The sequence below is a fragment of the Mucilaginibacter sp. OK268 genome, assembly GCF_900103125.1.
Lineage (GTDB): Bacteria > Bacteroidota > Bacteroidia > Sphingobacteriales > Sphingobacteriaceae > Mucilaginibacter.
On the sequence record NZ_FNJV01000007.1, the window covers coordinates 17,858 to 41,550 of the forward strand.

The window sequence follows — 23,693 nt, forward strand, 5'->3', positions numbered from 1 at the left end:
CATTGGTTTTGTTATATAAACAAACGTAAATAGTGGTGCGGTGATAACACCGACAACAAGCTGAACACAATATGATGAAACTAAAAAGTCATTTTTTTCAGCCTCGGCAATGCTTATATTACTTAGAACCACAATTCCGGATTTGTCTAATGAGCCAAGCAATGGTAGCCATGGAGAAACTCAGGTAGGAGGAACCGTTTTACTCGAAAATAAGCCTGTTATAAAATCAAAGGGGTAAGAATGGGTTTTTATTCGTATCAATAAGGAATCTTAAAAAATCAAGGCCTTTGAAAGTAATAAAAAACCTATCCTCATCTTTTCCAATTAAGTTAAAATTAATGAGAAATTTTAAATACTCATCGAATGAAAAATTATCATACGCCGTTTGATTTTTTAAGCTTGTCAGCTTATAATGTACTTCAATATTTTCGGTAGTTTCCCATTTGACGGAATTTAAAACCTGTAATAATTGAATTTGAGACCCAAATATATTTTTATAAATAAGTTCAAAGTGAAATCTCATGTAAATGAAAGTGGAATACTTAATCAAATGTTCAACCTTTTGAGTATCACTTTGTAATTTATCGAACTCAGTTTCGGCCAATACAAGTTCTCTAAAATCAGATAAGTTTTCTTTTGAATAGGCAGCAAAGACCTTGTCTATATTCGTGATTGGAATATTATCTTTTTGTAGAGTCTGTTGATTTTGGGCGTTAGGAATAAATTCTACTTCATTGCCCAATATTTTACCACCTTTTATTCTTCCAAACAGACCAATTATTTGTTTTCGGAAGATAAGGACAATAACTAAAACGATAAACGGAATGATTCCTACTTTAATTAGATCATAAATATTTGTCTCTGGTGCGGGAGTGTCCGTTGCTAAGATATTGGTAATCATGATAATGGTTTATTTTAAGGTAAATCTAAAAATTTATGACCAAAAAATGCAATGTAAGGAATTCCATTTAGCCCATGGTTGGTGTTATCACCGCACCATTTGTGTTACTAAAAAGGTCTGAAATATGGCCGACTTGTAAGCGGTGAAAAGGCCCAGGGAATAGAGGATAGAATGAGAACCAATGCGATACTGAACCAGATGGCTATTGTCCTGAATTTTTCTTTATCTGTAGTTTTGCGTTTTGCTTTTGCTGAGCCTATGGTAATTAAAACGATACTGATCAGCATTACTGTAATATGCTCCATCCCAAAAAAACGGATCTGCCTTTGATGAACAGCTGTATTGAAATTATAAAGGAAATAATGAACGATAGGGCTGATAAAATATAACCAAAGCCCGATGGTGAGTTGGATATGTACGATAGTTACAGTTATATATCTTACCGTATTATCAAATTTAAAAAAAGCTTTGTTAAGCAGCCAACCTCTGTACGCCCGGCAGATGGTAAAAAGTAAACTGATTAATACCAACCACCGGATTAATGAATGCAATGCTAATAATGAGGTATACATATTGCATCAATATTAAGAATTAAAAGTAGAATTGAAATTATAGTTTAGCCTTTGGTGATAACACCGCACCATCGTCTAAATATTCCAAATTCAAGAATTCCGAAATCCAACGTCCGAATTCCGAAACAATCATCGCCTATCCGGAATATTCTACTGCTGATTTTTTGAACAGGAGAGAATAATAATTACTTTTAATAAATCATAAACCAATACAATATCATGGAAATACAAAAGGTAAATCTGATGCCAGTAATTATTAAATGGGCGGCTATATATGTAATAACCTCTATAGTGCTTAGCTACACTATTCAATTTCTAAATCTGTCACCTGACACGCCATTGAAATGGATTAGTACATTAGTTTTTATAGCCTTTATGTTGCTGGAACAGAAAGACTGCAGGGATGTTAACGGGGGGTATTTAAGTTTCGGGGAAGGATTTAAAGCAGGATTTTTATATGCTATTTTCTCTGGCATTATATTAACCATATTTACCTACTTGTATTTTACGGTATTGAGTCCAGAAATGATAGATAAGATATTAGCTTCTGCCCAGGCACAAATGGAGGCTAAAAACATGAGCCAGGAGCAAATTGAACAAGGTATGAGCTTTACCCGTAAAATTGTTAATCCTACAGTGCTTACTATTAGTGCTGCGTTTTCTTCTGTGGTTATGGGAGCTATTATAGCGCTTATTGGTGCAGCTATCTTTAAAAAAGATCGTCCGCCGGTTTTAATATCTGATACTGATGGAGATACCATTGAACCAACAGTTTAAGACTATTGAAACAACATTACAGTTGATCATGTCCTAAATTTTTAGTATATTTATAAAAAGCAACAGCCCGGTTTTTCTCGTAAAAGAGGAAAACCGGGCTGTTTTGTTAAGGCCAAAACCGGTCAAAAATAAACCGTTTTGTATGTAGTTATTTGATAATTAATAACGTAAGACTTTTTAAAGTTTCAAAACCGTGTTGAAATTTGTTAAAAAGTGTTAAAATCGATGGTTATGAAGCAATATTCGGCAGTTTTTAACGCGTTTTTGCCCTCTTTTTGAGTAGAAATTGTTAAAATAAAAGCTTTAAAAAGTTTTTGTTATAAAAGATTAAGCCGTTGCTACCAACCTACTGATGCTGCGGTAAACATAGTCGTTATAAATATGTCTGCGGGCAAAACGACCAGGTGAGTCGGCGTTGATCAGCTTAACATAAACCGCCTTGGGCACGTCAAAATATTCGTAAGTATTACCGTCGGCAAAGCTGATCTTCAGCACCTGCGATTTGTATTCAAAATCGGCTATGCTGGAGGTAGTTGTAGTGATGGTATATTCGGCAAATGATTGTTCGCGGGTTTCCGGGGCGATGCTTACTAAAAAGTGGTAGGCTTCAATAATGGTTTTGCTTTTTTCTTCGGCTTCCAACTTACTTTCCGGGCTATCCTGGAATTTATCAGGGTGCCAGGCCTTCATCAGGCTTCTGTATGTTGTTTTTAATTCCTGTAGCTCAGCAGCCTCATTTACACCTAATAACTTGCGGTAGTCGACAATTTTTTTCATTGTATTGATTAATAAGTATTTATTGTCGTTGAAGAGTTAAGCAAATGGAAGTATGCGCTTTTCAGGAAAATAATTGCGCAAAGGTACGCTTTTAAAGCTTATAAAAAATCGCTCAAAGTAAAGTTAGGGTAAACGCAGGTTTATCAAATGCCCGGGGCAGTTGATGTGGCAACAAAAAAGCCCCTGGAATAACTCCAGGGGCTATATATATCCATTTGCGGAGATTATTTTTTGATGATGATTTTTACGATATCGTTACCAAAAACAAAAACCATAAGGGTAACTAATATAACAAAACCAACAATTTGGGCACGTTCCAGGAACTTATCGCTCAGTGCTTTGCCTTTGATCATCTCGATGATCAGGAACAGCGCATGGCCTCCGTCAAGCGCCGGAATAGGCAGCAGGTTCATCAGGGCCAATACCATGGATAAAAAGCCTACCAGGCTCCAAAAATGCACCCAATCAACATGGCTGCCAAACAGGTTGGCAATAGCAACAGGGCCGCTTACAGCCTTGCTGAACTTAACATCGCCTTTGAAAATTTTACCTAAGCCTTTGGCATTATCGGTAAATGTGGCCCAGGCCCTTGAAGCGCCAATTGGCAATGAACCAAAGAAACCATAATAAATGGTTTTTACTTGAGGCAGATCGTTCTTTGACTGCGCAAAACCGATAGTTCCGTCAGCGGTTACCTGTGTTTTTAGGGTGATAACCTGATTGTTACGCTTTATACCCAGATCAATCAATTTACCTTTATCCTTTTGCAGCTCGGCTTTTAACTCATCATAAAACGCTATAGGCTGGTTGTTGATAGCCACAATGCTATCGCCCTTAGCTAAGCCTGCTTTTTGAGCATTACTGTTTAGTGGAACCGAGTCGACTATGAATTTACTGCGGGGAATCCTGCTTATAAATTCTTCAATACCGTGGTCAGACAGGTCATTCAATATGGTGCGTGGTATAGTAACACTTACTGTTTCGGCACCACGTTGTATGGTGAATACCGTGTTTTCCAATAATACTTTGGGGCTGGTTAAGTCATCAAAGCGTTCAACAGCTTTGCCATTGATCTTTACAATTTTATCACCGGCTACAAGACCGATCTTTTTACCGATCTCGCCTGGTACAATGCCGTATTTGGCGCTTGAGTTAGGGATATAGCTATCACCAAAACGTATGGTCAATATCCAGAATATCAGTATGCCCAGGATAATATTTACAGTAACACCGCCAAGCATCACTATTAAACGCTGCCAGGCCGGTTTTGAACGGAACTCCCATGGTTGCGGCGGACCTGCAAGCTGATCGGTATCCATTGATTCATCTATCATTCCGGCAATTTTAACATAGCCACCCAGGGGTAGCCAGCCAATACCATATTCAACGCCGTTAAAGGTGAATTTAAAAAGACTTATGTTCCAGGCATCAAAAAACAGGTAGAATTTCTCGACTTTGATGCCAAAAGCACGTGCTGCCAAAAAGTGTCCCAGTTCGTGCAGGATTATTAAAATTGAAAGGCCCAGTATCAGCTGGCCCACCATGATCACTATACTCATTATCTACGTTTATGTATATTAAAATTGTATTGCCTTTACCGGCGTTTTTTCTATTAAATTTTGCGCAAAGATGCGTGTTTCTTTATCAGTATTCAAATAGTCGGTTAAGGTTGGTTGAGTTATGAAGCTTATCTTCTGCATACACTCTTCAATAATTGTGCTCATGGCTAAAAAGCTGACAGAGTGGCTTAAAAAGCCGGCAACAACTACTTCGTTTGCCGCATTGATAATGCAAGGCATGTTGCCGCCTTGTTTTAATGCCGCATAGGCTAAACCAAGATTACGAAAAGTATCGAGATCTGGTTTTTCGAATGTAAGGGTGGTATAGTCTGTAAAGTTAAACCGCTTAAAATCGTTTGCTATCCTGTTTGGATAGGTTAAGGCGTACTGGATGGGCAATTTCATATCGGGCAAGCCCATTTGTGCTTTGATGGAACCATCCTTAAACTGCACCATAGAGTGGATGATTGACTGGGGATGAATGATCACATCGATCTGATCGGCTTCCACACCAAAGAGCCACCTGGCTTCTATCACTTCTAAGCCTTTATTCATCAGAGAGGCCGAGTCGATAGTAATCTTGGCACCCATTACCCAGTTAGGATGCTTAAGCGCATCCTGCGGTGTTACATTAGCCAGAAAATTAAGATCGCGCCCGCGGAATGGCCCACCCGATGCGGTCAGGATCAATTTCTCTACCGGGTTATGTTCTTCGCCGGCAAGACATTGAAATATAGCCGAATGTTCCGAATCAACCGGCAAAATCTTTACGTGGTGCTGTTTGGCCAGCCCGGTTATCAGTTCGCCTGCTACTACCAGGGTTTCTTTATTGGCCAGTGCAATGTCCTTATTCGCTTTGATGGCGGCAATAGTAGGCTCAAGGCCAGCAAAGCCAACCATGGCTGTTAATACCACAGCAATATCAGGATGGGTTACCGTATCAATAATAGCCTGATGGCCTGCCAATACTTTAATCGGCAAATGCGCTAATGCGGATTTAACTTCCTGGTATTTGCTTTCGTCGCATATAATGGCGTATTCAGGCTTAAATTCAATGGCCTGCTTAATAAGCAAATCGGAGTTGGAATGCGCGGTAAGTAAAAATGCCCTGAACAAATTATCATTGTTCCTGATCACTTCCAGGGTTTGCGTACCTATACTGCCTGTGGAGCCAAGAATGGCAATGTTTTTTGTATGATTAATCAATGATATTCCTGTTTCAATTAGTTAGTCAGGTAAACGGCTAAATGGGCAAACTGTTTATCTGAATAACGTCAAATTTACTTATTATATAGTGTATTCCTTTAATACGTCGGCAATCTTCCTGTCGTTGGCTAATCGCGGTACTTTATTTTGCCCTCCGAGCTTCCCCTGCGAACGCATATAATTAATGAACGCGTCTTTTTGCAGGCTTTGGATGATCAAAGGCTGTAAAATGTTACCTTCAATGAGGTCAAAATAGTAAATATTTTTCTTTTGCAAGGCTTTATCTACTTTAAGCGCAAAAGCCTTTAGATCAGTCGGCGCCGAGCCAAATTCAATAAACCATTCATGGTAGGGTAGTTGCCCTGGCATAGGGTTAACCTGCGGGGCAACGGTGAATTCTACCACATCTACACCTTCCTGCTGTGCCACACCCATTAATGATTGTTCTACTTCTTCACCTATTACATGTTCTCCAAAAGCCGATATGTAATGTTTAATTCGCCCTGTTACTATTATTTTGTAAGGATCTTTTGATACAAACTTAATGGTATCACCCAAACTGTAACCCCATAAACCCGCGCTGGTATTCATGATGAGGGCATAGTTTTTATCCAGTTCTACATCTTTCAGGTTAATACGGGTAGGGTTTTCGTTAAAATATTCTTCTGATGGGATAAACTCGTAAAATATACCCGAATCAACCAGTAACAGCAGGCCTTTTTCTTTCTGCGAATCCTGGAAGGCGATAAAACCTTCAGAGGCGGGGTAGGTTTCAATAGCATCTATTTTTGCGCCGATGCTTTCTTCCATGCGGGCGCGGTAGGGTTCGTAATTTACGCCTCCATGCACATACAGCTTAAAATTAGGGAATATATCTTTTACCTTTTTATCGCCTGCTTTGACTGATAACCTGTCAAAATACATCTGACACCAGGGAGGTATGCCCGATATAAGGTGCATATCCTGGTTGAAAGTTTCTTCGACTATGGCATCAACTTTTTGCTCCCAATCCTCAATGCAATTGGTTTCATAGCTTGGCAGCCGGTTTTTTTGCAGATAGGCAGGTACATGATGAGCTACAATGCCTGATAGCCTGCCGGTTGATATTCCAGCCTTAACCGTAAGTGTGGGGCTGCCTTGCAGAAATATCATTTTGCCATCTACAAAATCGGCATTGCCCGTTTCGTGAATATAGCTAAGCAGCGCGTTGCGTGCAGCTTTGATATGCTCCGGCATGCTTTCTTTGGATATGGGAATATATTTTACACCAGATGTAGTGCCCGATGTTTTAGCCAGATAAGCTGGTTTCCCCGGCCACAAAACATTCTCTTCGCCATTGACAACACGATCAATATAAGGACGCAGGTCCTCATAATCATGTATGGGTACGTTCTTTTTAAAATCGTTGTAATTACTGATCTCTGCAAAGCGATGTTCGCGACCAAAAGCGGTGTCTTTAGCTGCATCAACCAGGTCAGAGAATGTGTTTTGCTGTAGTGCTATGGCATTTTTGCGTAACCGGTTTAGCTGCCGGTTCACTGCGGCCGCAAATATTTTGCTTAATGCAGATCTTAGTCCCATATACTAATTAGTTTCGGCAATATCATCATCCACATCCAGGTGGCTGTAAACCAATTTGCGGTAGGCTACTATCAATATGATATTTACAAACGGAATAACCAGTATTAACCCTACAATAGTTATAGCGCCCAACATCATAAGGGCTTCTATCACTATAAATATTAAGAAATATTTAAGGAAATTTCCCCTAATTAAATGAAAACTCTGAGCTAAGGATTCAAGAGGGCCAGAGGCATCATCTACAATAAAGCAGGTACATATCGGAAAATAGAACAGAAAGAAAAACTGTACAACTAAGCCGAGAATAAAGTTTAGAAAGTTTTTTACATTAAGTACATTGATATTCTCGATCAGATGAGTAGCAAAAACGGCGAGCGTACTCACCAATACCAATAAAGTTAAATAGCTTACAAGCATTCTGAACTTAGGAATGATTTCGCTGAAGTCAAAATCATAATAAGCTTTGTCCATGAGTTTAAACCCAAGCTTTATAAACGCTAAGAAAATAAATGTGATCTCGATCAATAAAACAATAAAGCCCACAGAACTGATTATAGCGTCATCGTCAAAATAAAACACTAAAAACCCAGAAATAAAAACGATAGCAAAGGCAATTACTGAGTATACTGTAATTGTGGCGAAGTTTTTCTTTAATACATTCCATGCAGTTTTAATGGTTTCTGCAACAGAAAATGGGTGGTACATAGGTTCTTATGATCTGTTAAAAATTACACGCTTCCAAAAATCCTGCATAAATCCTAACCCGTAGGCGATAAGTTGGGTGAAGGCGGCTATAATGCTCAAAAATGCGATTTTTACTGATTTATTTTTCCACCACGCGTGAAAAAATATTAACAAAATGTAAACTGCTAATATAATGTTAGCTAATATAGCTATTTGCCAACCTAACAGGTTGAAAATGAGTGTGAATATTAGCCCGGTAGTAAATACCGCCGGAAAAAAATGAACCGCCTTTAACTCTTTTGGGAAAAATTTATAAATGTTGATACGCGCCCTGCCAAAAAAATGAAGCTGTTTATAAAACTGCAAAAAATTGGTACGTCGTTTATGGTAAACTACGGCATCAGGTATCAAGCCTATTTTAAAACCCAGGGAATGGATGCGGATGCTGTATTCAATATCTTCGCCCAGGCGGGTAATGATAAATCCACCGGCTTTTTCCCATACCTGGCGCGATATACCCATATTAAAACTGCGTGGGTGAAACTGCCCGATAGCTTTTTTATTGCCGCGTATACCTCCCGTAGTAAAGGGAGAGGTCATAGAGTAGCTGATGGCCTTTTGTGTTGGTGTAAATGAATTATGTGCGCCATCCGGGCCTCCATAGGCGTCAAGATAATTGGTGCTGAGTGAGTTATTTACAATTTCAAGATAGTCGGCAGGGATCAGGCAATCAGAATCAAAAACGATAAAATAATCGCCTTTGGCTCGTTCGAAACCAAAATTGCGGGTAAAGCCCTGTCCTTCATTGGGCTTTTTAAAATAACGCACCTCCAGTTTATCGCTGAAACTGTTTACAATCGCTTCGGCATCATTTACAGAACCATCCTCAATTACCAAAACCTCAAAGGCCTTGTAAGTTTGTACTACAAGAGTCTCCAGTAGTTCTTTGATCTCCTGCGGGCGGTTGTATAAAGGAATGACGATGGAAAAAAACATGTTTTAAAATAGAGTCAAGAAACAAGAGTCAAGAATCAGGAGATAAGAATAAAAAATGTCTTGATTCTTGACTCTTTATTCTTGTTTCTTCAATTAAATAATCTCTTCTATTTGGTAATTATTGCGTTCGCTTGAATTTCTGGAAACCAACTCGGCAACAAAGCCGGTTAAGAATAATTGAGAACCTAAAATAATAGCTACAAGCGCTATATAAAATAAAGGATTGGCTGTTATGTCCCTGTATTTTTCATTATGGGCAATCAGGTAAAGTTTTTCGCAAATGATCCAAATGGCAATAATCAACCCTGCAAAAAAGCTCAGTGTGCCCATAGTACCAAAAAAGTGCATCGGGCGTTTGCCAAATTTGCCTACAAAAAATATCGAAAGCAGGTCCAGAAAACCATTGACGAAGCGGCTCATGCCAAATTTGGTTTTGCCATATTTTCGGGCACGATGTTCAACCACCTGTTCACCAATTTTGGTAAAACCGGCCCATTTAGCCAGTACAGGTATGTAGCGGTGCATCTCGCCATAAACCTCGATGTTTTTAACTACAGCCTTACGATAAGCCTTTAAGCCGCAATTAAAATCATGCAAATTATCTATGCCGCTCATTTTGCGTGTTGCCGCGTTAAATAGCTTGGTTGGGATGGTTTTGCTCAGCGGATCGTATCGTTTGGCTTTCCAGCCAGATATCAGGTCGTAATTTTCTTCGGTAATACGGCGGTATAGTTCCGGGATTTCGTCTGGGCTATCCTGCAGGTCGGCATCCATGGTGATAATAACATTGCCGTTAGCTGCCTCAAAACCTGTATTCAACGCTGCCGACTTGCCATAATTACGCCTGAACTTAATGCCTTTGATAAAAGGGTTGTTCAGCTGCAGCTTTCTGATCATTTCCCATGAGCCGTCTTTACTACCGTCGTCAATTAATATGATCTCGTAAGTGAAACGGTTTTCATCCATCACCCGGCTTATCCATGAGGTTAACTCTGGCAATGATTCTATCTCGTCATAAAGTGGTACTACTACTGATATATCCATTTATTAGGAATGTGACTCGGAGCAGCGATTTTGCGTACTCTCAATCATCCGCAAAAATATAAAAAATAGATAATGGTTTGCATACTGTTTTTGTGAGGAACGATAATTACAAATAGAACTTTAGCAAGTATGTAACAGTAATGATATGTTAAAATATGTTATAACAGTCCAATTGTCATAATGGCATCGCCATAATTTTGATATATTGGCGTTCATAAATGATAAATCACCTACATGAAGCTTTATAACCTAACGCTTTGTATACTGCTATGTGCCATAACCTTTAAAGGATATGCGCAAAACGCCGATCAGCCCGGTGTAAAATACGATCAGCACAAAGTATTCAATCCTAATTTTTATCCCGAAAAAGGTAACGCGTTCAGGAACGCCGGGGGAGCTCCGGGCTCAAAATACTGGCAAAACAGAGCTGATTATAAGCTGAATGTTACTTTAGATACCTTAAAACACAGAATTGATGGCACTGCATTGATCACTTATACCAATAATAGTCCAGACGCGCTGGGCTTTTTGTGGCTACAGGTGGAGCAAAATATTTACCGGGAAGATTCAAGGGCCGAAGCTACCAGCCCGATAACCGGCGGCAGATTTAACAACCGTACTTATACTAAAGGCGATGAGATAAAGGCCATATTCGTGACCAAAAATGGCAAAACCGAAAAAGCGGATTATATTGTAACCGACACCCGCCTGCAAATAAAGCTGAAAGACTCGTTACGGGCCGAGGGGAGCAAGTTACAGATCAGGATAGAATATGGCTTTGATATTCCGCAGTATGGCACCGACCGTATGGGGCGCCTGCTTACTAAAAACGGCTGGATATATGAATTGGCCCAATGGTATCCCCGTATGGAGGTTTATGACGATGTAAGCGGATGGAATACCCTGCCATATCTAGGAGCTGGTGAGTTTTACCTGGAATACGGCAATTTTGACTATACAGTTACTGCACCGGCCAGCCTGGTAGTGGCGGGGTCGGGTGAATTGCTTAATCCTAATGAGGTATATTCCCCAAATACCCTGAAACGTTTGGCTGAGGCCCGGAAGAGTGATAAAACAGTAATGATCAAAGACTCGGCTGATATCGTGCGAAACGATGATTATCCTAAGAAGCCAACCCTTACCTGGCACTTTTTATGTAAAAATGCACGGGATGTTGCCTGGGCGGCTTCAAAAGCCTTTATATGGGACGCGGCACGCATTAATTTGCCCAGTGGAAAGAAAGCTCTGGCACAATCTGTTTACCCGGTTGAAAGTAAAGGTAAACAAGCCTGGGGCCGCTCTACAGAATATGTAAAAGGCGCCATTGAACTATACTCCAACCAATGGTTTGAATATACTTATCCGGTAGCTACTAATGTTGCAGGTACTGTTGGCGGTATGGAATATCCAGGTATTGTTTTTTGCGGATCTGAAAATAAGACAGGGGAGTTGTGGGAAGTAACCAACCATGAGTTTGGACACAATTGGTTTCCGATGATTGTAGGATCAAACGAGCGTAAGTATGCCTGGATGGATGAGGGTTTTAACACCTTTTTAAATAATGTAGATACCAAAGTATTTAACAATGGCGAGTATTATGTAAAACCCGATCAACAAAAGGCTGCATTGCAATTATTCAGCCCCGAAGCGGAGCCGATCATGACGTTTCCTGATGTGATCCAGGCCGATTTTTTAGGTGCGGCAGCTTATGATAAACCGGCACTGGGGCTTACTATTCTGCGTGAGCAGATACTGGGTGAGCAGCGTTTTGATTATGCCTTTAAAACCTATATCAAACGCTGGGCATTTAAACACCCAACGCCATGGGATTTTTTCCATACCATGGATAACGCGGCAGGAGAGGATCTGAGCTGGTTTTGGAACGAATGGTTTTTCACCACCTGGAAACTTGACCAGGGCATAAGGGATATCATTTATCCGGATGGCGATGCCTCAAAAGGTTCGTTGATTACGCTGGAGAACCTGGAAGAGATGGCTTTGCCGGTAACTATCCTGGTCAAAGAAGAAAATGGTAAAACCGCTACCGTGAAACTCCCGGTTGAAATATGGCAACGCGGTGGGCTTTGGACATTCCATTATAAATCAACCTCAAAAATTGTTTCGGCTATTGTCGACCCGGATCATCTTTTGCCTGATATCAACCCCGAAAATAATTCATTTAGCGGATTGCCGGTACCAGCTGGTACTACTGCTGCCAGCGTCATCAAAACTTATATTGATGCTATAGGCGGAGCCGAGAAATTGAAAAATATTAAAGACCTGCAAATATCATCAATAGGTACAGTTCAGGGTTCTGAAGTACAGATGGTTAGCCGGTATAGATCGCCCGATATGTTTTTTCAGCAAATAACCGTACCCTCATACAATAATTTGATTGTAACCCATGTTTTGGTGAATGGCGAACGCATCAGTGTACAGCAGTTAAACCGCGAAATATCATTGGATGATGCCGGTAAAAAAATAATAAAAGCAAAGAGCAAACCTTTCCCTGAGCTCGACTATGAAAAAGGCGGATATGCCATGGAACTTGATTCTACGCTTAAAATAGTGAATGGCGACCTGGCCTATGAAGTTGATATAAGCCTTGCCGAAGGAACTCAGATACGGAATTTTTATAATCAGAAAACAGGTCTCAAAATAAAACAAGTAGTTGAAGGCTCCGTAAATTCCGTAACCGAATTTGGTGATTATGAAGGTATCAATGGTGGTATACGTATACCCTTCCTGATCAAAACAACTTTGCTGGGGCAATCAGCGGAATTTAAGGTTAAAGAAACGGCTGTAAATAGCGGCATGACTGCCGGAGGCTTTCAGTAAGCTGTTTATAATTGATACTTTGGGAAACGGATAACGTAAGCTCCGAAAACCTATCACCTCAATATTTGATCGGATAGATATTCACTGCTACGTCAACTTTGCCGGGTTCTGCTAAGCTATTACTATGTTCAAAAATAATACAGCAGATTCCCTGCTTTAGGGGATAAATTATGGTTTACACTGTAAACCCACTTTTTGATGATAAAATATATTAACTATTTGATTGTCAATTAAATATAATAATGTAAACCATGAAAAGTGTAAACCATGTAAACCCAATTTTTAATAAAATGGCCTGCCTGGTACATATGTATCTACACTAATCCTAACACCTGGCTCGTCCTCGTTCTGGTAACTTCGCTTAGTGCCTCATCATTAGCTAATGATTGCCCATATGAAGGTATCATTTCTTTTAATTTTTGCTGCCACTCATTGGTTTTGACGTGAGTTTTAAAACAGCGTTCAATGAGTTGAATCATAATAGGTACCGATGTTGAAGCACCGGGTGATGCTCCCAATAAAGCGGATATACTTCCATCGGCAGAGGTTACCACCTCGGTTCCAAATTCCAGTACGCCGCCGTGTTTGGCATCTTTTTTAATGACCTGTACCCGCTGACCGGCTATATCCAGGTCCCATTCGCTGGCTTTGGCTGTGGGCATGTACTCTTGTAAGGCTTTTAAGCGATCTGTAGGCGATTGCAATACCTGGCTGATGAGGTATTTGGTCAGTGGCCAGTTGTCGCGCCCTACGGCAAGCAGGGGGAGTATATTGTTTAGCTTAATGGAGCAAAACAGATCAAGTAATGAACCCCTCTTTAAAAAACGGGTAGAGAAACCGGCGTATGGGCCAAAGAGTAATTCTCTTTTACCATTGATCATCCGGGTATCCAGGTGAGGTACAGACATTGGCGGCGAACCTACCGATGCCTTACCATATACTTTGGCCTCATGGCGCTCCACAACCGCAGGGTTGTTGCATACCAACCACTGTCCGCTTACGGGGAAACCACCAAAACCTTTACTTTCGGCAATGCCCGATTTTTGCAGCAGGGGCAAAGCGCCGCCACCCGCACCAACAAATACAAAATTGGAGGTTAGTTTTCTTCTTTGTCCGGTTGATTTGTCTTTTACGGTTATCAGCCAGCTGTTATCGTTATTGCGTTTAATGTTACGAACATCATGGTTAAGATGAAGGGCGACCCCCTTTTTTTGTTTAAGCTGATCCAGCAAACTACTGGTTAAACTGCCAAAGTTTACATCGGTGCCTAAATCCATAAATGTGGCCGAAACTTTTTCGTTTTCCTCACGTCCTTCCATCACCAGTGGGATCCATTGCTGAAGCTGTGCTTTGTCTTCGGAATACAGCATCCCCTTAAAAAAATGATGTTTGGTAAGAGCTTGCTGACGCTTTTTAAGATAGTTTACATTCTCGGGCCCCCAAACAAAGCTCATGTGCGGTACCTTGCGGATAAAGCTTTGTGCCGATTGAATATATTTCTGTTCGATGAGATATGACCAGAATTCTTTGGATATCTCAAACTGCTCGGCAATTTTAATGGCTTTTTTTATTTCGACGGTTCCGTCAGGAAGTTCGGGAGTATAATTTAATTCGCAAAAAGCAGAGTGACCAGTGCCTGCATTATTCATCGGGGCCGAACTTTCGGCGGCTATAACTTCAAGTCGTTCAAAAATTTCAATGGTCAAATCGGGTTGCAGTTCTTTAAGCATTACCCCCAATGTAGCGCTCATAATACCCGCGCCAATTAAAACTACGTCAACCTTTGTTTCTGAAACTTTATCGCTATTAGCCATCTTTTTATAACACCTTATAAAGGTATGCTCAAGTTAAATTATACCAGGTATAACCCGGTTTTTTGAAAATTGTTGTGATGATTAAGTCCTGCAGGCATGTTTAGCAGCAAGGGAAAATTAAATCAGACAATTTTAAGAAATTTTTATAGAAAATCGGGTCTTTTACTGTCCATTAAATGCAATAAATAACTTGTTTAAATTAAAATGGCAATGGTTTTGCCAATTTGGATGATGTAGTTTACATATGGTTAACACAAAAAGCTTTCATCACTGTATATACAATAAATAATAGGTGATCTGGCATGAGGATATTAAAATTGAATACTTGTTTTTGTATAATAGTAGTGGTAGCATTATCTGCCTGTCAACATGCCAAAACCAAACCTGTATCAACGGATATTACCAAAACCACGGTACAAGTGGCGGGGAAAAAAGATAGTGTGATCAATAATCCGCAGAAAAATTATGGTACTGCTACCGTGGCAGAACCTTGTGTAAAATGTCTGTTGCAAGTGATACAGGCCAGTAAGAGCTATAAACAAACCACGGCGTCTGTATCATCACAAAATATAACTTATACCGTTAATTGGATCAGAGCATCAGCACCCTCAGAACCAGCAAGTAAATCCAACATGACTGACGGACTCAGAATAGATGTGCGAAAAAACGAAGACGGGGAAGAACATAAATTATGCTCTTATGCCTATAATAATCAAAGTGGAGCGATGTACCTGCTTAATAATGAAGGTAAATACCAACAACCCATATCCAGCATAACACCCGAGATATTGAAAAAGATCAGAAACAGCTGTTACTGGGGAGTGGCTTCAGGGAAATGAGTTTGCAGTTTGCAAAAAATGCCAAACAAATTAGGTAAAAAAATCAGCGCAATCAACGTCATCATACTGATCAACGGTCAAAAAAATAGCGATGGGTTTTATACCCATCGCTATAAATAAACTATGATAAGAGTTGTGCTAACTGCCAACTCAAAACTGCCAACTAATTACGTCGTATAGCCCAGTATTTTCAGTACCTGTTTACTGTTTTGCTCTTCGCCAAACACTTCAAAATTGAATGTTTCGTCGCGGTTGCGGCGGATGATTACGTGTTTAGGCGATGGGAGCAAGCAATGATGTATACCACCATATCCGCTCAGTACTTCCTGGTAAGCTCCTGTATTGAAAAAGCCAAGATATTGTACCTTACGGGTTTTAGGCATAAATACGCTATTCATGTGGGCTTCCTGGTTATAATAATCCTGACCGTCGCAGGTAATACCACCAAGGTTCACACGCTCATATTCCGAGTCCCAGTTGTTAACCGGAAGCAGGATGTATTTTTGGTTCAAAGCCCAAACATCCGGCAAGTTGGTAATGAATGAACCATCAAGCATCAACCATCTTTCGCGATCATTTTGTTGTTTACGGCCCAATACCTTATATAAAATGCCTGAAGCTTCGGCAACGGTGTATTTACCAAACTCAGTGATGATATCCGGTTCCATAGTGTCATTATCGGCACAGATCTCTTTGATACGGCTCACGATCTCGTTGATCATGTACTCGTAATCAAAATCAAAAACCAATGAATCTTTGAAAGGCATACCACCACCAATATCCAATGTATCCAGAGCCGGGTTCACTTTTTTGAACTTGCAATAAAGCGTTACGTATTTTTCAAGCTCGTTCCAGTAGTATGGTGTATCAGATATACCCGAGTTGATAAAGAAGTGTAATAGCTTTACCTGGAAATTAGGATTATCTTCGATCTTGTTATGATAAAAATCGATCACATCCTCCATACGTACACCTAAACGTGAGGTATAGAACTGGGAGTCGGGTTGCTCTTCAGCAGCTATACGGATGCCCAGGTTACAAGGGGTGTCCATTTCGATCTCATCGTCATACAGGTTAAATTCCTCTTTATTGTCCAGTACCGGGATGATGTTTTTGAAACCATCATGCAGCATGTCAATAATATAAGTTTTATACTGGAAGGTTTTAAACCCGTTACATATTACGGTGATATCCTTGTTTACCGCTCCTTTTTTCTCCAGCGCATCAATCATTGGCATATCAAAAGCCGATGATGTTTCCAGGTGGATCTCGTTTTTCAACGCTTCTTCTACAATGTGCCTGAAATGCGAACTTTTGGTGCAATAGCAATATTTGTAGCTGCCGCGATAATTGTTTTTAACGATAGCCTGCTGAAATAGCAGCTTAGCCTGCTGTATTTTCTTGGTTATCATGGGCAGATAAGTAAAACGCAGCGGCGTGCCGTACGTTTCAATCATCTCCATTAAATTAAGGTCCTGAAAGTATAGTTCATCGTCGATGATCTCAAAACCATCCTGCGGGAAACCTACACTCAAATCAAGAAATTCCTGGTAACTCTGCATCCTTAAAAAATTTGGGGCAAAAATGTGATTTTTAAACGGAATTAACGGCTAATTGTTAGGATAAATTTTATAGTCTGAATGTAATTTATTTAACAAGGGATATATCGCAGTATGTACATATCGTTTTTGCATTAATAATCAATGAATTGCGATATGTTACATAAGTCGCGGAATACTGGTTTAAAGCGGGTAAAAAGAGATAAGAAAAGCAGTGAAGGTGTCTTATTAAGGCAATGTTTTTATTCTATAGTTAAAATGTTTGCTGTGTGGCATTCATTTTGTTCACTCATGATTATTGTTGCATTATATAAAGGATAATTTATGTCGTTACAATCAATAACAACGAATCATTCAGGTGATTTTAATAAGAAACAACTCATTTGCACAAAATGCGGTGCGGAGCGGGTTGAAAGGATTTCAAGAGGTACAATATTCAAAGCTTTTTTCTTTTGGCTGCCATTTAAAAGATACATTTGTTATAAATGTTTGCATAAATTTTATTCTCTGTAGTTAATTATAATTGATTATTTTTTTATTTTTATCTCAATAATTAAATTTAATTTCTTTTTGATTAATTATGAGTAAAAAAGGTTTTAATAATAAGAAATACTATTGCTCTACCTGCAAAAATCAGTTTCATTTTCAATTACACAGAGGCTGGTTTGTCAAAAATGTTTTATTCTTTCTGTCTGTAAGAAAGTTTTTTTGTGCCAAGTGTCAGAAAGCTGTATACATTTTTGTGCAAAATAATGGAGGATAGATTAATGATTAGATACATCAGGTAGATGTACCTCGGCCATCATGCACCGGGCGCTACCACCACCATTGGTTTCAATCGTGTTAATATCTGCATAAATCAGTTTACCGTATTTTTTTAGTGTGTTTTTCTGTTCTTCGCGCAATGCGTCATACGCATTTTTCGACATTACAATCAGGTTTTCACCTGTTTTGTTTTTTACTTCCAGCATATTACCGGCAAATTGGCTCATTTGATCAAAAGTAATGGTCACCACTTCTTTATGAGTAGATTTAAGCGATTCCTGAATTTCTACTTTTTCATGAGGATTAGGGATGCTGTCTGCACAAATAACCGCAAACCCACTGCCAATGCACATCAATACGTTGGTATGGTAAATAGCTTTTCCGTGCTCGTCAACCGCGTCAAAGCTGATGGCCTGGTAACCTGCCTGTTCGCAAAACAGGTCTAATATTTCTTTATTGGTACGGGGAGAAAGGCAGGCGTAAGCGATCTTGTTTTTCCTGTCGAGCACCATACTGCCGGTGCCTTCCAGAAATTTATTTTCGGCTTCAAAACGACTTAAATCTATTATATGATTTACCTTGAAATGGTCTTCCAGATTGCTGATGATATCCTCTCGACGCTCCAGGCGACGATTCTCGGCCTGCATGGGGTACAGAAATATCTGACCATCGGCGTGAAATGATACCCAATTGTTCGGGAAAATAGAATCGGGCGTATGGGGTTGCGGGGTATCGTCAACTACAATAACATCAACGCCGTTTTCTTTCAGCGTTTTTACAAAACCATCAAACTCGGTCAATGCTTTATCCTGAACAATCTGCTGATCTGCATCACGGTTCTGAAAAGCGTTACTTCCTGCTGTTTGTTCATTAAAGCCGAAATTGACCGGCCTGATCATTAATATATTATTGGTGGATTGATTATTAGTCATTTTATTAATTTTTTGTCTGAATCAGAATTTACAGAATTAGAAAATTAACAGAATTTATGGTGTTATTCTGTAAATCCTTGAATTCTGTAAATTCTGATTCAGACGATTTTATCTCTTAAAAGCGGCATGCTCATGCAGTGAAAACCACCACGAGCCCTGGAAAGTTCTGCCGATGGCATTAAAATTAAAGTATTGGTCAGTTCTTGCGGATCAAGCTCGCCCGATTCAAATTTCTGTAGTAGGTCATTCACACGGATAACATTAAAGCCATTTTGTTTAAACGCTTCTACGGTTTTATCATTGCGGTCATATCCTAAAACCACGCCCTCTTTGATGGCCAGCAGGTTGCAGGAGTCTGTCCATTGCTCACGGGCATCAAAAGGGAATGTGTTATTGCCCGAGTAAATAAATTTTGTTTTATGACCACTTTGCAGATCATTTTCGCTGATATCGGCTAACAGATCTTCAATACAGCTAAATAGCCTGGGTTTTTCACCTTTCTCAAACTGTACAATTTCTGGTCTTTCCTTTTGTTTTTTATCGGCAAACCACGATATCGGCTCCTGCTCTTCTATTGGGGCCTCGGCAACGGCCAGGGAGCGCAGCAGTACCCATGTATCTCGCCGAACCTGTGTAAAAACCGTATCAATATGCATGTAATCGCGCTTATGTGGGATTTTTACAATGGTTACTTTCTTCACCACATCATTATCAAACAAGAGCTTAATGGCCTCATTAGCACCGCTGATGGAAGTACGTTCGCTGCAACCAATAACCAGGTGCTGTGGGCTTACCATCATGACGTCTCCACCTTCCAGAGTTGTTTTTTCGAGATTGTCTTCACCCGGTCGTAAAAAATGCTGGGCGGTTTCGGGGATCTCCAAAATGTTGTTGCGATATTCGGCAAACAGCGGGTGATTAAAAAATATGTATCGTGCCAGCAAAGTTTCGCGGAAACGTGCCTTTTTCGCAGGCTTATTCAACAGCATATGATTGTTGATGGCAATACCAATATCCCTCGAAAAAATGAGGTTGGGTATAGGCGCGAAGATCATTTCTTCGGTGCTTAATGAACCGGATATAAATATTTTAGACAGCTCAACCGGGTCGGTATCTATCAGTTGCTGTTGCAGGCGATAATTACAGCTTTCAATGGCGCAAACGGATGCTACCAGTTTTTCACGGATATCATCTTGTTTTAAAATATCGGCCAGTAGGGTTTGTATCTCAATTACTTTACCTGATGCATGAAAACCAGGGTTGTCTGGCTTAAAAAACGTGCGTTCAATGTCATTATCTACCTCCTGTAGTTTGCCTTTGATCTTATCCTGATCCAAAAAATAAAGCAACAGTTTTACGTAATAATCGTATTCGTTTTTACGCATGGTATCCAGGTGCACAATATCTTCAAACAGCCAATCCTGAGCTTTTGATGGTACTACTTTACCCAGACCGCTATCCGGGCTGTGGATGAGTAGGGTGCGGAGCGTTCCAATTTCGGAGGTTACATCTATTCTAAAATCGTTGTTTTTAAGTGTCATAAATGGATATAAGAAGAACAAATCTATTCAGAATAATCAACATTTTATTATAACAAGGATATTGGCAATTTATTTAATTTTGCCGAATGGATTTTATTATTGAGGCAGCTGTTAAAGCAATAAAACAACTATATCAAACAGATGTAGCCCCGGCTGCTATAAGTTTACAGGAAACCCGCAAGGAGTTTGAAGGGCAAATAACCATAGTGACATTCCCTTTTACTAAATTTTCGCGCAAAGGGCCCGAGCAAACCGGCACCGAAATAGGGGAGTATCTAAAAAGCGAAGTAAAGGAGATTGCCACGTTCAACGTGATCAAAGGATTTCTGAATATTTCTATAAGCGACGAGTACTGGATAGGTCAATTATATAACCACATTTTACCGGATGATTTTGCTGTTGCAAAACCTAATGGTCAAAAAGTAATGGTGGAATATTCGTCACCAAACACCAATAAGCCATTACATCTGGGGCATATCCGCAATAACCTGTTAGGCTATTCGGTAGCGCAAATATTAGGTGCTGCTGGTTACGAGGTAATAAAGACCAACCTGGTGAACGACCGTGGTATACACATCTGCAAATCCATGTTAGCCTGGCAAATGTTTGGCAACGGTGAAACCCCAGTTTCGTCGGGCTTAAAAGGCGACCATTTAGTAGGTAAATATTATGTGCTTTTTGATAAGGCCTATAAAACCCAGATCGAAGAGTTGAAAGCCAGAGGCCAAAGTGAAGAAGAAGCTAAAAAGAATGCCCCTGTTATCAAAGAGGCTCAGCAAATGCTTCAAAAATGGGAAGCAGGCGATACGGAAGTGATCGACCTGTGGAAAACCATGAACGGCTGGGTATATGCCGGCTTTGCGGAAACTTACAAGCAACTGGGGGTTGATTTCGACAAATACTACTATGAATCCAATACCTATCTTTTAGGTAAGGATATTATTGAGGAAGGGCTTGAAAAAGGTGTTTTCTTCAGAAAACCGGATGGCTCTGTCTGGATAGATCTGACACCTGACGGACTGGACGAAAAACTGGTATTACGGTCTGACGGTACATCGGTTTATATTACCCAGGATCTGGGTACCGCTCAATTAAAATATAACGACTTTCACATGGATAAATCTATCTATGTGGTTGGTAACGAACAGGATTATCACTTTAAAGTGCTGTTCCTGATACTGCGTAAATTGGGCAAAGCCGGGGCGGATGGATTGTTTCATTTGTCGTACGGGATGGTCGACTTGCCATCGGGCAAAATGAAATCACGTGAAGGTACTGTAGTTGATGCCGATGACCTGATGGCAGAGATGGAAACCACTGCTAAAGAACAAACCGAAGCTATGGGTAAGGTTGATGGTTTTAGTGAAGAAGACAAGCAGCAACTATATCATACCATTGGTATGGGGGCACTGAAATATTTCCTGCTCAAGGTCGACCCTAAGAAACGTTTATTGTTTGATCCTAACGAATCGGTTGATTTCCAGGGACACACCGGGCCGTTTATACAGTATACCCATGCCCGTATCAAATCGGTGCTGAGCAGGGCAGATTATCAAGTCAATTCCACTATTGAAATTACGGAACTTGCCGATGTTGAGCGCGATCTGATCGTTCTATTAACGCAATTTCCTGACGTGATTAATTCAGCTGCTAACGATTATAGTCCGGCAGTTATAGCCAACTATGTGTATGAGTTAGCCAAGGTGTACAATAAATTTTATCATGAAAAATCAATCCTCCAGGCCGAGGACGAGATATCAAAGCAATTCCGCTTACAATTATCAGCATCTTCAGCCAAAGTGATCAGCAAGGCTATGAACCTGCTGGGCATTGATGTGCCGGAACGGATGTAGGCCCTTTTGATGTGCAAATGTGCAGATTACAGATGTGCAGATATAAAACGAAACGACCTTTCTGCAATTCAGAAAGGTCGTTTTATTTGCTTTACAAAGCAGTGCATCATTCACTCATTTGCATATCTGCACATCTGTAATCTGCACATTTACTCCCCCCTTTAGGGGGCTGGGGGGCTATCTCCAGTATCCTCTGTGCCATGCATAGCCACGGTGAACCGGGTGCCAGTATCCTTGTACATAAACCCTGCCCGGACGTGGATGGGCATAATAACCATTTATATAAACATATCTTCCACCGCGCCAGGTCCACTCGCCAGGAACCCAATAGGCACCTGGATAGGGAGCAACAGGGCGAACATACACAGGCTCAGCAGGGCGATCGGCCACATAATAGTCAGCAGCACATGAGCTGAACAAGGTGCCGGTTAAGGCCAGTAATAATCCTATTTTCGCTATCTTTTTCATCTGTAAAAATGTTTTAATTAAGAAATACTTACAGATTATAGACCATCGGGATAATTATAGGTTTAATGAATTTTTGGTGAATTTGTCGGCTACCAGCAGCTCTTTACTGCCCTGAGTATACTTGTAAAAGCCGTTGCCTGATTTTGCACCCAGATGTCCGGCACTTACCATATTCACCAATAAGGGGCAAGGCGCGTATTTTTGATTACCAAAGCCATCATATAATATCTTTAAAATGGCCAGGCAAACATCAAGTCCAATAAAATCAGCCAGTTGCAAGGGGCCCATGGGGTGTGCCATACCCAGTTTCATCACGGTGTCGATCTCTTCAACACCGGCAACGCCCTCATACAGGGTATAAACGGCTTCGTTGATCATTGGCATCAGGATCCGGTTGGCAACAAAGCCCGGGTAGTCATTCACCTCAACCGGATCTTTCCCTAAAGTTCTGGACAGCTGCATCACAGTTTGTGTAACTTCATCGGTAGTAGCATATCCCCTGATCACTTCTACCAGCTTCATTACCGGTACCGGGTTCATAAAGTGCATACCTATCACGTTGCCAGGATTTTTGGTAACCGCGGCAATTTGTGTAATGGATATGGACGAGGTATTGGAAGCCAGGATTACTTTATCGCTACAAATATCACTGAGCTGCTTAAATAACTTTAGTTTGATTTCACGGTTTTCAGTAGCTGCCTCTATCACCAGATCGGCATTCGCAACTCCAGACTGCAGGTCAGTATATGTTTTGATGCGATTAAGTGTATCATTTTTTAATTGCTCATCGATAGCACCTTTTTTTAGCTGACGATCAAGGTTGTTGGTAATGGTTTGTACAGCCTTATTCAAAGCTTCGGCATTAATATCAACTAATGACACTTCAAAATTATGCTGGGCAAAAGTATGAGCTATGCCGTTGCCCATTGTCCCTGAACCTATTACGGTAATATTTTTCATAGTATGTGCTTATAAATGGTAAAAGCT

The 23,693-nt window shown here is 40.3% G+C and carries 19 protein-coding genes; 4 read left to right on the forward strand and 15 right to left on the reverse strand.

The genetic code is table 11. The features are described from left to right. Nucleotides 1-226: 226 nt before the first annotated feature. Nucleotides 227-901 (reverse strand): hypothetical protein, encoded by a 675-nt coding sequence (locus BLR84_RS20260; protein ID WP_090471785.1) that lies wholly within the window; start codon nucleotides 899-901, stop codon nucleotides 227-229. A gap of 107 nt (nucleotides 902-1,008) precedes the next feature. Continuing rightward, complete coding sequence (locus BLR84_RS20265) at nucleotides 1,009-1,452, reverse strand: hypothetical protein (protein WP_369829189.1); 444 nt, start codon at nucleotides 1,450-1,452, stop codon at nucleotides 1,009-1,011. 240 nt (nucleotides 1,453-1,692) lie between these two features. Between BLR84_RS20265 and BLR84_RS20270 the strand changes: the two genes are divergently transcribed. Then, nucleotides 1,693-2,250, forward strand: a complete 558-nt coding sequence (locus tag BLR84_RS20270; protein WP_090471790.1) for a DUF4199 domain-containing protein — start codon at nucleotides 1,693-1,695, stop codon at nucleotides 2,248-2,250. A gap of 327 nt (nucleotides 2,251-2,577) precedes the next feature. Here BLR84_RS20270 and BLR84_RS20275 read toward each other — a convergent pair whose 3' ends face one another. The 7 genes from BLR84_RS20275 to BLR84_RS20305 form a co-directional block, all read right to left on the reverse strand. Further along, the gene (locus BLR84_RS20275) at nucleotides 2,578-3,027 is read right to left on the reverse strand and encodes a KTSC domain-containing protein (RefSeq protein WP_090471792.1); all 450 of its coding nucleotides are present in this window, start codon (nucleotides 3,025-3,027) and stop codon (nucleotides 2,578-2,580) included. Between the two features lie 224 nt (nucleotides 3,028-3,251). Further along, a complete protein-coding gene (gene rseP, locus BLR84_RS20280; RefSeq protein ID WP_090471794.1) occupies nucleotides 3,252-4,586 on the reverse strand; it encodes an RIP metalloprotease RseP in 1,335 nt (444 codons plus the stop codon). Nucleotides 4,587-4,604: 18 nt separating this feature from the next. Then, nucleotides 4,605-5,792, reverse strand: a complete 1,188-nt coding sequence (locus tag BLR84_RS20285) for a 1-deoxy-D-xylulose-5-phosphate reductoisomerase (protein ID WP_255366996.1) — start codon at nucleotides 5,790-5,792, stop codon at nucleotides 4,605-4,607. 81 nt (nucleotides 5,793-5,873) lie between these two features. After that, on the reverse strand, nucleotides 5,874-7,373 hold the full coding sequence (locus BLR84_RS20290) for a GH3 auxin-responsive promoter family protein (RefSeq protein WP_090471796.1): 1,500 nt from the start codon (nucleotides 7,371-7,373) through the stop codon (nucleotides 5,874-5,876). 3 nt (nucleotides 7,374-7,376) lie between these two features. Next, nucleotides 7,377-8,078, reverse strand: a complete 702-nt coding sequence (locus tag BLR84_RS20295; protein ID WP_090471798.1) for a hypothetical protein — start codon at nucleotides 8,076-8,078, stop codon at nucleotides 7,377-7,379. Nucleotides 8,079-8,084: 6 nt separating this feature from the next. Then, the gene (locus BLR84_RS20300; RefSeq protein ID WP_090471800.1) at nucleotides 8,085-9,053 is read right to left on the reverse strand and encodes a glycosyltransferase family 2 protein; all 969 of its coding nucleotides are present in this window, start codon (nucleotides 9,051-9,053) and stop codon (nucleotides 8,085-8,087) included. A 93-nt stretch (nucleotides 9,054-9,146) separates the two neighbouring features. Further along, entirely contained in the window at nucleotides 9,147-10,097 is a 951-nt protein-coding gene (locus BLR84_RS20305) for a glycosyltransferase family 2 protein (RefSeq protein ID WP_090471802.1), read from the reverse strand. Between the two features lie 234 nt (nucleotides 10,098-10,331). On the opposite strand from BLR84_RS20305, the gene BLR84_RS30415 reads away from it, so the two are divergent. Continuing rightward, nucleotides 10,332-12,935, forward strand: coding sequence for a M1 family metallopeptidase (locus tag BLR84_RS30415; protein ID WP_176852113.1), 2,604 nt, complete (start codon nucleotides 10,332-10,334; stop codon nucleotides 12,933-12,935). A 314-nt stretch (nucleotides 12,936-13,249) separates the two neighbouring features. On the opposite strand, the gene BLR84_RS20315 is transcribed toward BLR84_RS30415, so the two are convergent. Beyond that, complete coding sequence (locus BLR84_RS20315; RefSeq protein WP_090471804.1) at nucleotides 13,250-14,749, reverse strand: malate:quinone oxidoreductase; 1,500 nt, start codon at nucleotides 14,747-14,749, stop codon at nucleotides 13,250-13,252. 302 nt (nucleotides 14,750-15,051) lie between these two features. Between BLR84_RS20315 and BLR84_RS20320 the strand changes: the two genes are divergently transcribed. Then, nucleotides 15,052-15,588: a hypothetical protein gene (locus BLR84_RS20320; protein ID WP_143013957.1), complete on the forward strand. Its 537-nt coding sequence runs from the start codon at nucleotides 15,052-15,054 to the stop codon at nucleotides 15,586-15,588. A gap of 167 nt (nucleotides 15,589-15,755) precedes the next feature. On the opposite strand, the gene BLR84_RS20325 is transcribed toward BLR84_RS20320, so the two are convergent. From BLR84_RS20325 to BLR84_RS20340, 3 genes are all read right to left on the reverse strand, one after another. After that, nucleotides 15,756-17,150, reverse strand: coding sequence for an arginine decarboxylase (locus tag BLR84_RS20325; RefSeq protein WP_090471808.1), 1,395 nt, complete (start codon nucleotides 17,148-17,150; stop codon nucleotides 15,756-15,758). Between the two features lie 761 nt (nucleotides 17,151-17,911). Next, nucleotides 17,912-18,844: a citrulline utilization hydrolase CtlX gene (gene ctlX, locus BLR84_RS20335; protein ID WP_255366997.1), complete on the reverse strand. Its 933-nt coding sequence runs from the start codon at nucleotides 18,842-18,844 to the stop codon at nucleotides 17,912-17,914. Nucleotides 18,845-18,942: 98 nt separating this feature from the next. Further along, complete coding sequence (locus BLR84_RS20340; RefSeq protein WP_090471812.1) at nucleotides 18,943-20,385, reverse strand: arginine deiminase family protein; 1,443 nt, start codon at nucleotides 20,383-20,385, stop codon at nucleotides 18,943-18,945. A gap of 86 nt (nucleotides 20,386-20,471) precedes the next feature. Between BLR84_RS20340 and argS the strand changes: the two genes are divergently transcribed. Next, nucleotides 20,472-22,238, forward strand: coding sequence for an arginine--tRNA ligase (gene argS, locus BLR84_RS20345; RefSeq protein WP_090471814.1), 1,767 nt, complete (start codon nucleotides 20,472-20,474; stop codon nucleotides 22,236-22,238). Between the two features lie 177 nt (nucleotides 22,239-22,415). On the opposite strand, the gene BLR84_RS20350 is transcribed toward argS, so the two are convergent. Both BLR84_RS20350 and BLR84_RS20355 read right to left on the reverse strand, forming a co-directional pair. Then, nucleotides 22,416-22,706 (reverse strand): YXWGXW repeat-containing protein, encoded by a 291-nt coding sequence (locus tag BLR84_RS20350; protein ID WP_090471816.1) that lies wholly within the window; start codon nucleotides 22,704-22,706, stop codon nucleotides 22,416-22,418. A gap of 54 nt (nucleotides 22,707-22,760) precedes the next feature. Then, on the reverse strand, nucleotides 22,761-23,666 hold the full coding sequence (locus BLR84_RS20355; protein WP_090471818.1) for a 3-hydroxyacyl-CoA dehydrogenase family protein: 906 nt from the start codon (nucleotides 23,664-23,666) through the stop codon (nucleotides 22,761-22,763). Nucleotides 23,667-23,693: the final 27 nt, after the last annotated feature.

What these genes read in the sequence shown, in the direction of transcription:
- BLR84_RS20260 (WP_090471785.1), bottom strand. Translation starts at nt 901, where the DNA reads ATGATTACCAATATCTTAGCAACGGACACTCCCGCACCAGAGACAAAT.
- BLR84_RS20270 (WP_090471790.1), top strand. Translation starts at nt 1,693, where the DNA reads ATGGAAATACAAAAGGTAAATCTGATGCCAGTAATTATTAAATGGGCG.
- BLR84_RS20275 (WP_090471792.1), bottom strand. Translation starts at nt 3,027, where the DNA reads ATGAAAAAAATTGTCGACTACCGCAAGTTATTAGGTGTAAATGAGGCT.
- rseP (WP_090471794.1), bottom strand. Translation starts at nt 4,586, where the DNA reads ATGAGTATAGTGATCATGGTGGGCCAGCTGATACTGGGCCTTTCAATT.
- BLR84_RS20290 (WP_090471796.1), bottom strand. Translation starts at nt 7,373, where the DNA reads ATGGGACTAAGATCTGCATTAAGCAAAATATTTGCGGCCGCAGTGAAC.
- BLR84_RS20295 (WP_090471798.1), bottom strand. Translation starts at nt 8,078, where the DNA reads ATGTACCACCCATTTTCTGTTGCAGAAACCATTAAAACTGCATGGAAT.
- BLR84_RS20300 (WP_090471800.1), bottom strand. Translation starts at nt 9,053, where the DNA reads ATGTTTTTTTCCATCGTCATTCCTTTATACAACCGCCCGCAGGAGATC.
- BLR84_RS20305 (WP_090471802.1), bottom strand. Translation starts at nt 10,097, where the DNA reads ATGGATATATCAGTAGTAGTACCACTTTATGACGAGATAGAATCATTG.
- BLR84_RS30415 (WP_176852113.1), top strand. Translation starts at nt 10,332, where the DNA reads ATGAAGCTTTATAACCTAACGCTTTGTATACTGCTATGTGCCATAACC.
- BLR84_RS20315 (WP_090471804.1), bottom strand. Translation starts at nt 14,749, where the DNA reads ATGGCTAATAGCGATAAAGTTTCAGAAACAAAGGTTGACGTAGTTTTA.
- BLR84_RS20320 (WP_143013957.1), top strand. Translation starts at nt 15,052, where the DNA reads ATGAGGATATTAAAATTGAATACTTGTTTTTGTATAATAGTAGTGGTA.
- BLR84_RS20325 (WP_090471808.1), bottom strand. Translation starts at nt 17,150, where the DNA reads ATGCAGAGTTACCAGGAATTTCTTGATTTGAGTGTAGGTTTCCCGCAG.
- ctlX (WP_255366997.1), bottom strand. Translation starts at nt 18,844, where the DNA reads ATGACTAATAATCAATCCACCAATAATATATTAATGATCAGGCCGGTC.
- BLR84_RS20340 (WP_090471812.1), bottom strand. Translation starts at nt 20,385, where the DNA reads ATGACACTTAAAAACAACGATTTTAGAATAGATGTAACCTCCGAAATT.
- argS (WP_090471814.1), top strand. Translation starts at nt 20,472, where the DNA reads ATGGATTTTATTATTGAGGCAGCTGTTAAAGCAATAAAACAACTATAT.
- BLR84_RS20350 (WP_090471816.1), bottom strand. Translation starts at nt 22,706, where the DNA reads ATGAAAAAGATAGCGAAAATAGGATTATTACTGGCCTTAACCGGCACC.
- BLR84_RS20355 (WP_090471818.1), bottom strand. Translation starts at nt 23,666, where the DNA reads ATGAAAAATATTACCGTAATAGGTTCAGGGACAATGGGCAACGGCATA.